The 8,807-nt window shown below is 68.5% G+C and carries 9 protein-coding genes and 1 pseudogene; 6 read left to right on the top strand and 4 right to left on the bottom strand.

Annotated elements, in window-relative coordinates; translation table 11 throughout:
• A pseudogene (locus ACTIFJ_RS14130) lies at positions 1-647 on the bottom strand (transposase); the annotation flags it as partial.
• A gap of 56 nt (positions 648-703) precedes the next feature.
• On the bottom strand, positions 704-925 hold the full coding sequence (locus ACTIFJ_RS14125) for a GntR family transcriptional regulator (RefSeq protein WP_439534750.1): 222 nt from the start codon (positions 923-925) through the stop codon (positions 704-706).
• 199 nt (positions 926-1,124) lie between these two features.
• On the opposite strand from ACTIFJ_RS14125, the gene ACTIFJ_RS14120 reads away from it, so the two are divergent.
• From ACTIFJ_RS14120 to ACTIFJ_RS14095, 6 genes are all read left to right on the top strand, one after another.
• A complete protein-coding gene (locus ACTIFJ_RS14120; RefSeq protein WP_439534749.1) occupies positions 1,125-2,408 on the top strand; it encodes an MmgE/PrpD family protein in 1,284 nt (427 codons plus the stop codon).
• Positions 2,408-3,787: a phenylacetate--CoA ligase family protein gene (locus ACTIFJ_RS14115; RefSeq protein ID WP_439534748.1), complete on the top strand. Its 1,380-nt coding sequence runs from the start codon at positions 2,408-2,410 to the stop codon at positions 3,785-3,787. The genes ACTIFJ_RS14120 and ACTIFJ_RS14115 overlap by 1 nt, the downstream gene beginning before the upstream one ends.
• On the top strand, positions 3,784-4,914 hold the full coding sequence (locus ACTIFJ_RS14110; RefSeq protein WP_439534747.1) for an amidase: 1,131 nt from the start codon (positions 3,784-3,786) through the stop codon (positions 4,912-4,914). The genes ACTIFJ_RS14115 and ACTIFJ_RS14110 overlap by 4 nt, the downstream gene beginning before the upstream one ends.
• Positions 4,914-5,228, top strand: coding sequence for an REDY-like protein HapK (locus ACTIFJ_RS14105; RefSeq protein WP_439534746.1), 315 nt, complete (start codon positions 4,914-4,916; stop codon positions 5,226-5,228). The genes ACTIFJ_RS14110 and ACTIFJ_RS14105 overlap by 1 nt, the downstream gene beginning before the upstream one ends.
• Complete coding sequence (locus ACTIFJ_RS14100; RefSeq protein ID WP_439534745.1) at positions 5,228-6,061, top strand: SDR family NAD(P)-dependent oxidoreductase; 834 nt, start codon at positions 5,228-5,230, stop codon at positions 6,059-6,061. Before ACTIFJ_RS14105 ends, ACTIFJ_RS14100 begins: the two co-directional genes overlap by 1 nt.
• 110 nt (positions 6,062-6,171) lie before the next feature.
• Positions 6,172-7,518: an MFS transporter gene (locus ACTIFJ_RS14095; RefSeq protein WP_439534751.1), complete on the top strand. Its 1,347-nt coding sequence runs from the start codon at positions 6,172-6,174 to the stop codon at positions 7,516-7,518.
• A gap of 51 nt (positions 7,519-7,569) precedes the next feature.
• Here the strand turns inward: ACTIFJ_RS14095 and ACTIFJ_RS14090 are convergent, their stop codons facing one another.
• On the bottom strand, positions 7,570-7,839 hold the full coding sequence (locus ACTIFJ_RS14090) for an ATP synthase F1 subunit epsilon (RefSeq protein WP_439534744.1): 270 nt from the start codon (positions 7,837-7,839) through the stop codon (positions 7,570-7,572).
• A partial coding sequence (atpD, locus tag ACTIFJ_RS14085) for a F0F1 ATP synthase subunit beta (RefSeq protein ID WP_439534743.1) occupies positions 7,839-8,807 on the bottom strand: 969 nt, incomplete at its 5' end. The genes atpD and ACTIFJ_RS14090, both read right to left, overlap by 1 nt.

Raw genomic sequence — 8,807 nt, 5'->3', positions numbered from 1 at the left:
CAGGCTGTCCGATACGAAGTCGAGCGACCACCGCTGGTTCGGACCCTGCGGCAGTGCCATCGGCGCTCGCGTGCGCAAGGCCCGCTTGCGGCCGCCACGGCGGCGGACACGCAAGCCCTCCTCGCGATAGATGCGCAGCAGCTTCTTGTGGTTCGGGCGCATGCCCTCCCGCGCCAGAAGATACGCCAGGCGGCGATAGCCGAACCGGCGGCGCTCGGCCGCCAGCGCGCGCAGCCGTTCCCGCAGATCGGCATCATCCGGCCGTGGCGAGCGATAACGAACGCTCTTGCGATCAGCCCCAACAACCCGGCACGCCCGCCGCTCGCTCATCCCCAGGCTGGCCTGTAGATGGGCAACCGCTTTCCGCATCGCGGCAGGCGTCACCATTTTTTTGCCAGAAGGTCCTTCAGCGCAGCGTTGTCCAGCATCGTGTCGGCCAACAGCCGCTTGAGCTTGGCGTTCTCGTCCTCCAGCGACCGCAGCCGCTTGGCTTCAGACACCTCCAAGCCGCCATACTTGGCCTTCCAGTTGTAGATCGTCGCTTCCGAAACACCGTGCCTCCGGGCCAGATCGGGCGTCTTCGCGCCAGCCTCGGCCTCCTTCAAAATCCCGATGATCTGCTCTTCCGTAAACCTCGTTCGCTTCATCGTCCGTCCTCTTTCAAGGGCCGAACTCTAATCGATCGTGGAGGAAAATCAGGGGGTCACGTCATGCCCGATCCACGCCGCCGCCGGATCAGCCCCTCGCCCTGTAGCCGGCGCAACGCCTCGCGGGCCGTGAAGCGCGAGATGCCATAGCTGGCGCACAGGCTGGCCTCGGTCGGCAGTTGCGTCCCTTCAGCCAGCGTTCCGTCCAATATGCCGGCCCGCAGCGCCTCCGCCACCTGCTGGTAACGCGGTTCACTGCCGCGCTTCTCCACCATCATTTTGTCTCGTCATCCTCTCCCCAAGGACGGCTTACCATGTCGCATCGCCGTCTTTCGCACAAGCTGTCCGGACAAGACGCCGCATGCCGATTACCACACACCGGAGACATTGCGATATAGGGGCTGGAGCCGGCGTGGTTGCCGTGGCAAATCCCTCGCAACGAGCGCGCGGGCGGGCAAGGCCGATGGAGATGTGCGAATGACCCCCACCCAGCAGCTGCTCGATTTCGCCCATGGCCCGGTGCAGCTGCCGCCCGAAGTCCGCGCCGCCGCGCTGATGCTGCTCGACGATACGCTGGCGATGGGCGAAGCCGGCTCCTCCGCACCGGGCGCCGAGGCGGTCCGCGCCGCCGCGCGGCTCTGGGGGGCAGGGGACACGGTGCCGATCCTCGGCATGGATGCCACCGCGCTGCCGCCGGCCTCCGCCGCTTTCGTCAACGGCTTCCAGATCCACTGCCTGGAATGGGATGCCGTTCATGAGCCGGCCGTGGTCCATGCGATGAGCGTCGTCACGGCGGCGCTGCACGCCATGGCCCATGCCCGCCGCGCCGATCCCCACGCCGCGCTGGAGGCGCTCGTTGTCGGCGTCGAAATCGCCTGCCTGCTCGGCGTTGCCGCCACCTCGCCGCTGCGCTTCTTCCGCCCCGCCACTGCCGGGCTGATCGGTGCCGCGCTTGCCGGTGCCCGCCTCGCCGGTCTGCCGCGCGCCCGTTTCGGCGATGTCCTCGGCCTCGCCCATGCCCAGGTCGCCGGCACCATGCAGGCGCATGTCGAGGGCTCGGTGGTGCTGCCGCTGCAGGTCGCCGCCGCCGCCCGCGCCGCGGTCTCGGTGGTCGATCTGGCCGTTGCCGGCCTGCCTGGCCCGCAGGACGCGCTGACCGGCCCGTTCGGCTATTTCCCGCTGTTCGATGCCGGCGATCCGGCGCCCTTCATTGCCCGGCTGGGCAGGGACTGGCTGGTCCCGCAGATCAGCATCAAGCCCTGGCCGTCAGGCCGCGCCAGCCACGCCACGATCGCCGCCCTGGCAGGATGTGCGGCCGCCGATGTCGTCCGCATCGAGGCGCGGGTGCCGCAGCTCATCGCCCGCCTCGTCGGCCGCCCCTGGAAGGCGGAGATGACCCCGGCCTATGCCCGTCTGTGCCTACCCTTCCTCACCGCGCTAATGCTCACCGATGGCCGCATAGATCCGCGCCGGTTCACGCCCGCCAATTTCGACGATCCGGCGCTTCATGCGCTCGGCGAACGCCTGACCATCATCGTCGACGACAATCCCGATCCCAACGCGCTCGGCCCGCAGACCTTCACCCTCACCCTCCCCAACGGCGAGAGCCGCACCCTCGTCGTCCCCGCCACGCTCGGCAGCCCGGCCAATCCGCTGACGCCGGAGGGGCATGGCGAAAAGCTGGCCTTTGCTCGCTCGCTGGCCATCGATCCGCCGGCCACTATCCTGCCGCCGCTGCAACGGCTGACCGGCCAGCCCTGATGGCCGGCAGCTATGCCGCCCTCGCCGACGTGCCGGCGCTGCTGAATGACTATCCGCTCGGCCCGGCCTTCCTCGACCGCTTCGCCGGCATGTCGGCGGATGCGCTGCACCAGCTCCAGGAACAGCGTTTCCGCCATCTGATGGCGCGCGGCTGGCAGGTGCCCTTTTACCGCCGGCTGTGGAGCGTGCAGGGCATCGAGCCCGGGGATATCCGCGGTCTCGACGATCTCCCCCGCCTGCCGATTCACGACAAGGCCGATCTGATGGCCTCGCTCGCCGCCTATCCGCCATTCGGCGACTACCATGGCCTTGCAGAAGGTTTCGGCCGCTCACCGATGGTGCTGCAGACCACCAGCGGCACCACCGGCAAGCCGCAGTTGCTGATGTTCGGCCCGCGCGGCCGCGAGATCGGCAACATTCTCGTCGCCCGGATGGCGCTCTGGCAGGGCCTGCAGGACGGCGATGTCGTCCACAGCGTCTATGGCCATGGTCTGATCAACGGCGGCCATTACATCCGCGAGGCCTTCACCCGCTTCACCAACAGCCTGTTCATCAGCGCCGGCACCGGCAGCGAGACGCGCTCGGCCGCGCAGGTGCGGCTGATGCACGAGCTCGGCGCCAGCGTCGCCGTGGGTTTCGTCGATTATCTGCGCAAGCTCGCCGATGTGGCGCGCGAGGAGGGGCTGGTCCCCGGCGAGCATATCCGTCTGCGGATGATCATCGGCCATCTCGGCACCGAGGACCGGCGCAGCGTCGAGGACGCCTGGGGCGGCGCCAGCGCCTATGACTGGTACGGGCTGGGGGACAGCGGCTGCATCGCCGCCGAAGGCCCGGAGCGTGATGGCCTCCATGTCTGGGAGGACGCCCAATATGTCGAGATCGTCGATCCTGCCACCCGCGCGGCGGTCGCCGACGGCGCCAGCGGCGATCTCGTCGTCACCTGTCTTTACAAGGACGATGTCGCCCCGGTCATCCGCTTCAACACCCATGATGTCTCGGCATTTCACACTGGTGCCAGCCCCAATGCGTTGCCCTTCCGCCGCATCCGCGGCTTCCTTGGCCGCTCGGACAATATGGTCAAGGTCAGGGGCATCAATATCTACCCCCATGCTATCGGCGCGCTGCTGGAGAACCGCGGCGACCTGACCGGCGAATATCTCTGCCATCTGGCCCGCGATGGGAGCGGCCAGGACCGGATGACCATCACCCTCGAGCATCGCCACCCTGCCGCCGATGCCGCGCCGTTCGCGGCGCTGCTGCGCGCCGGACTCGGCGTCGATGTCGGTGTCCGGCTGGTGCCGCCCGGTGCCACCGCCACGCTGACCCGGCTCGATGACCGCCAGAAGCCGATCCGCCTGATCGACGAGCGCCAGGCTTGAGCCTCGCGGCCCGCAACAGGGCGCTCAACGCCCTTGTCGCCCTGCTGCCGCCCGGCCCGCCGCCCGCCTTTCCGATCGTCGGCCCGCTCTCCGGCCACAGCCTCGCGGTCAAGGCCAATATCGATGTCGTCGGCCTCGCCACCACTGCCGGTCTGGCCCGCGGCCCGCTGGCCGCCGCCGACGCGCCGCTCGTCGCCATGCTGCGTGCCGCCGGCGCCACGGTGCTCGGCCACGCCAATATGGACGAAGCGGCGCTGGGCGCCGTCACCGACAACCCGCACTGGGGCCGCACCGAAAACCCGCATCGCCCCGGCTACACGGCCGGCGGCTCCAGCGGCGGCGCGGCGGCCGCCGTCGCCGGCGGCCTCGCCACCCTTGGGCTCGGTACCGACACGCTCGGCTCGGTCCGTATCCCCGCCGCCTATACGGGCGTTTACGGCCTCAAGCCCGGCCATGGCCTGCTGCCGATGCAGGGCATCGTGCCCCTCGACCCCACGCTCGACGTGCCCGGCCTGCTCGCCGGCAGCGTCGACGATCTCGAAGCCGCCTGGGGCGCCCTCGTCCCGCACCAGCCGACAAGCCGGGTCCAGCGGCTGGCGCTGCTCGCCGAAGTCGAGGCCGCGCCCATGGTTGCCGCCGTCCGCGCCGGCCAGTCGGACCTGCTGCTCCGTGCCCGCGCCCATGGCCTTTCGGTCCTCCAGCGGCCGTTCACCGGCCTGTCGCTCGCCGTCGCCCGCCTCGCCGGATTCCACCAGGCACTTGCCGCCGCGCGCCTGCGGCTGAGCCCGACCGAGGTCTCGCCCCGCCTCGCCCGGCTGCTGGCCCGCGCTGACGTTCCCGACGCCGCCGCCATCGGACACGCCCGCGCCGCGGTGTTTACCGCGCTCGAGTCGGCCGATGTGCTGGTGATGCCGACAACACCCGGCGCAGCCTTCCCGCACGGCGAAAACCACCCCGATCAAGCGGATTTCACCGCATTGGCCAGTCTGGCCGGCGTCCCGGCGTTGAGTGTGCCGGCCGGCTTCGATAGGGATGGGCTGCCGGTCGGCGTGCAGCTCGTCGGCCCGCCCGGCAGCGAATCGACCCTGATCGCCCTGGCCAGAGCGCTGCAACGAGGGAGAGACTGATGCGTATCATCGTGCTGTTCAATCTGAAGCCGGGCGTCAGCGCCGAAGACTATCAGGAATGGGCGAAGTCGCGGGACATGCCCTCGGTCCGCTCGCTCACCTCGATCGACGATTTCCGGGTCTTCCAGATCAGCGGCCTGCTCGGCAGCGATGGCACGCCCCCCTATCAATATGTCGAGGTCATCGACGTCAACGACATGGACGTCTTCGTTTCCGAGATCGGCACCCCGCTGATGAAGGATGTTGCAGGCGAATTCCAGAACTGGGCCGACAATCCGGTCTTCCTCACCACCTCCGAGATCCTGTCGATCTGATGCGCCGGTTCGAAGGAAAGGTCGTCGTCGTCACGGGGTCGGGGCGCCCCAAGGGGCTCGGTCAGGCGATTCTCCAGCGCTTCGCCGACGAAGGCGCCATCTGTGTCGTCTCCGATGTCGACCGCGGCGGCCCGGGCCTTGCCAGCTCCGACGATGTCGAGGCCGTGGTCGCCGACCTCAAGGCGCGCGGCGCCGCCACGCTGGTCCAGCCCTGCGATGTCGCCGATGAGGCCCAGTGCGAGGCGCTGGTCGCCGCCGCCGTCTCGGCCTTCGGCCGGCTCGACGTCATGGTCAACAACGCCGGTATCGGCTTCCTGATGAAGCCGCTGCTGGAAACCTCGGGCGCTGACTGGGACCGCGTGCTGGACGTCAATCTCAAGGGCGCCTTCCTTTGTTCCAAAGCGGCGGCGCGCCAGTTCATCGCGCAGGGCCCGGGTGCCGACGGCATTGCCGGCCGCATCATCAACATCGCCAGCCAGGCCGCCAAGTCGGGCTTCCCGCACATGGCGCCCTATACGGCGTCCAAGCACGGCATGGTCGGCCTCACCCGCTCAAATGCCGTCGAGCTCGGCGCCCACCGGATCACTGTCAACGCCGTCTGCCCCAACCATGTCACCACCGGACTCGGCGCCGAGCAGAACGCCTATTTCTCCAAGCTGCTCGGATTCGAATCGGTCGATGCCTATCTCGCCAACATGAAGGCGAAGAACCCGATGGGCCGCCCCGGCATGGGGTCAGACACGGCGGCCGCCTGCGCCTGGCTTGCCTCGGCCGATGCCGTCTATGTCACCGGCGAGGCGCTCAACGTCTCCGGCGGCGAGGAAATGCACTAGGCCAGCGGAGCGAGACGATCACCCGGAACACGCAGAGCGCGGCCATCGCCGCGACCATCCCCGCCCGGCTGGACCGGCTGCCATGGAGCCGGTTCCACTGGCTGGTGGTGATGGCGCTGGGGATCACCTGGATCCTCGACGGGCTGGAAGTCACCATTGCCGGGCTGGTCGCCGAGGGCGTGCGCAGCAGCGCCAGCCTCGGCCTCTCTGCCAGCGACGTCGGGCTGGCGAACAGCGCCTATCTGGCCGGCGCGGTGATCGGCGCGCTCTTCTTCGGCTGGCTGGCCGATCGCTGGGGCCGCAAGCGGCTGTTCAGCCTGACGCTCGGCCTTTATCTCGTCGCTACCGCCGCCACTGCCTTCACCTGGGACCTGCCGAGCTTCGCGCTGGCCCGGGCGCTGACCGGTGCCGGCATTGGCGGTGAGTATAGCGCCATCAACTCGGCGATCCAGGAGCTGATCCCGGCACGCCGTCGCGGCTGGACCGATCTCGCCATCAACGGCAGCTTCTGGGTTGGCGCCGCGCTGGCCAGCCTGATGTCGATCATCCTGCTCGATCCCGCGCATTTCGCTCCCGATATCGGCTGGCGGCTGGCCTTTTTCGGCGGCGCGGTGATCGGCGGCGTCATCCTCTGGCTGCGCCGCTTCGTGCCGGAAAGCCCGCGCTGGCTGGCGCTGCACGGCCGCGAGGCCGAAGCGGAGGCGATCATGGCCCGCATCGAGGCCCAAGTCGAAGCCGGCGGCCATCGGCTGGAACCTGTACCGGGATCGGCTGTGCGGCTGCGCAAGCGCGGCGCCCCGACCCTCGCCGATGTCGCCACCGCGCTGCTGCGCACCTATCCGAAACGCACCGTCTGGTGCCTGTCGCTGATGATCGCCCAGGCGTTCTTCTACAACGCCATCTTCTTCAGCTATGCGATGCTGCTGACCGATTTCTACGACGTGCCCGGCGCCGATGTCGGCTGGTACATCCTGCCGTTCGCCGCCGGCAATGTCCTCGGCCCGCTGCTGCTCGGCCGCTTCTTCGATACGCTCGGCCGCCGCCCGATGATCATGCTCACCTATGGCGCGTCGGCATTGCTGCTGCTCGGGACCGGCTTCGCGTTCAGCGCCGGCCTGCTCGATGCGACCACCCAGACCCTGTGCTGGAGCGTCACCTTCTTCTTCGCCTCGGCCGCCGCCTCGGCCGCCTATCTCACCGCAGCGGAGAGCTTCCCGCTGGAAATTCGTGCGCTGGCGATTGCCATCTTCTACGCGCTCGGCACCGGGCTGGGCGGTGTCGCCGCGCCCTGGCTGTTCGGCCAGCTGATCGAAAGCGGCTCGCGCAGCCAGGTGCTGCTCGGCTACGCGCTGGGCGCGGGCCTGATGGCCGGCGCCGCGGTCCTGACCTGGTTCATTGGCCTCGCCAACGAACGCAAGCCGCTGGAGGAAGTCGCCCGCCCCCTGTCCTGGGAATGATCGTGTTGAGGGTCCGGGGCCAAGGCCCCGGCCGCCGGCGGCATGTCTGCCTTAGAGCGCGACAGCCTGCTCGGCGAGGATCGTCAGCCCCTCGGGCGTGACTTCGGCAAAGCCACCCTCGATCTGGTAGCGCGACGACGGCGCCGAGCCTTCGTTCGCATAGATTTCGATGACACCGGGCCGGATCGTCGACATCAGCGGGGCGTGGCCGGGCAGCACGCCGAAGTCCCCTTCGGTACCCGGCACCACGACCATCGCCACCTGTGCCGACGCCAGCTTCTTCTCCGGCGAGACCAGTTCGAACTGGAAGGTGGCGGCCATCAGGCGGCGTCCGCGGCCAGCTTCTGGGCCTTGGCAACGGCGTCCTCGATGGTGCCGACCAGGTAGAAGGCGGCTTCCGGCAGATGGTCATATTCGCCGGCGACGATCGCCTTGAAGCCCTTGATCGTGTCTTCCACCGCCACGAACACGCCCGGCGTGCCGGTAAAGATTTCGGCGACGTGGAAGGGCTGCGACAGGAAGCGCTGGATCTTGCGGGCTCGGCTGACGATCAGCTTGTCCTCTTCGGACAGCTCGTCCATGCCGAGAATGGCGATGATGTCCTGCAGCGACTTGTACTTCTGCAGCACTTCCTGGACCGAGCGGGCCACCGCATAATGCTCTTCGCCGACCGTGCGCGGCTCGAGCACACGGCTGGTCGAATCGAGCGGATCGACGGCCGGGTAGATGCCCAGCTCGGCGATCGAACGGCTGAGCGTCGTGGTGGCATCCAAGTGGGCGAAGCTAGTGGCCGGCGCCGGATCGGTGAGATCGTCGGCGGGCACGTAAATCGCCTGCACCGAGGTGATCGAGCCCTTGTTGGTCGAGGTGATCCGCTCCTGCAGCTGGCCCATGTCGGTGGCCAGCGTTGGCTGATAGCCCACGGCCGACGGGATGCGGCCCAGCAGCGCCGACACTTCGGAACCGGCCTGGGTGAAGCGGAAGATGTTGTCGACGAAGAACAGCACGTCCTGGCCTTCGACATCGCGGAAATATTCGGCATTGGTCAGGCCCGAGAGCGCGACGCGGGCACGGGCGCCCGGCGGCTCGTTCATCTGGCCGAACACCAACGCAACCTTCGAACCTTCGGAAATCGGGTTGCCCTCGGCGTCCGACGCGATGACGCCGGCTTCAAGGAACTCATGGTAAAGGTCGTTGCCCTCACGGGTCCGCTCGCCGACGCCGGCGAACACCGAGGTGCCGCCATGGCCCTTGGCGATATTGTTGATCAGCTCCTGAATCAGCACGGT

The organism is Polymorphobacter sp., assembly GCF_051860865.1.
Lineage (GTDB): Bacteria > Pseudomonadota > Alphaproteobacteria > Sphingomonadales > Sphingomonadaceae > Sandarakinorhabdus.
The sequence above is the reverse complement of the archived record's forward strand: the minus strand, read 5'-3'. Positions and strand labels throughout refer to the sequence as shown.

What these genes read in the sequence shown, in the direction of transcription:
- ACTIFJ_RS14125 (WP_439534750.1), bottom strand. Translation starts at nt 925, where the DNA reads ATGATGGTGGAGAAGCGCGGCAGTGAACCGCGTTACCAGCAGGTGGCG.
- ACTIFJ_RS14120 (WP_439534749.1), top strand. Translation starts at nt 1,125, where the DNA reads ATGACCCCCACCCAGCAGCTGCTCGATTTCGCCCATGGCCCGGTGCAG.
- ACTIFJ_RS14115 (WP_439534748.1), top strand. Translation starts at nt 2,408, where the DNA reads ATGGCCGGCAGCTATGCCGCCCTCGCCGACGTGCCGGCGCTGCTGAAT.
- ACTIFJ_RS14105 (WP_439534746.1), top strand. Translation starts at nt 4,914, where the DNA reads ATGCGTATCATCGTGCTGTTCAATCTGAAGCCGGGCGTCAGCGCCGAA.
- ACTIFJ_RS14100 (WP_439534745.1), top strand. Translation starts at nt 5,228, where the DNA reads ATGCGCCGGTTCGAAGGAAAGGTCGTCGTCGTCACGGGGTCGGGGCGC.
- ACTIFJ_RS14095 (WP_439534751.1), top strand. Translation starts at nt 6,172, where the DNA reads ATGGCGCTGGGGATCACCTGGATCCTCGACGGGCTGGAAGTCACCATT.
- ACTIFJ_RS14090 (WP_439534744.1), bottom strand. Translation starts at nt 7,839, where the DNA reads ATGGCCGCCACCTTCCAGTTCGAACTGGTCTCGCCGGAGAAGAAGCTG.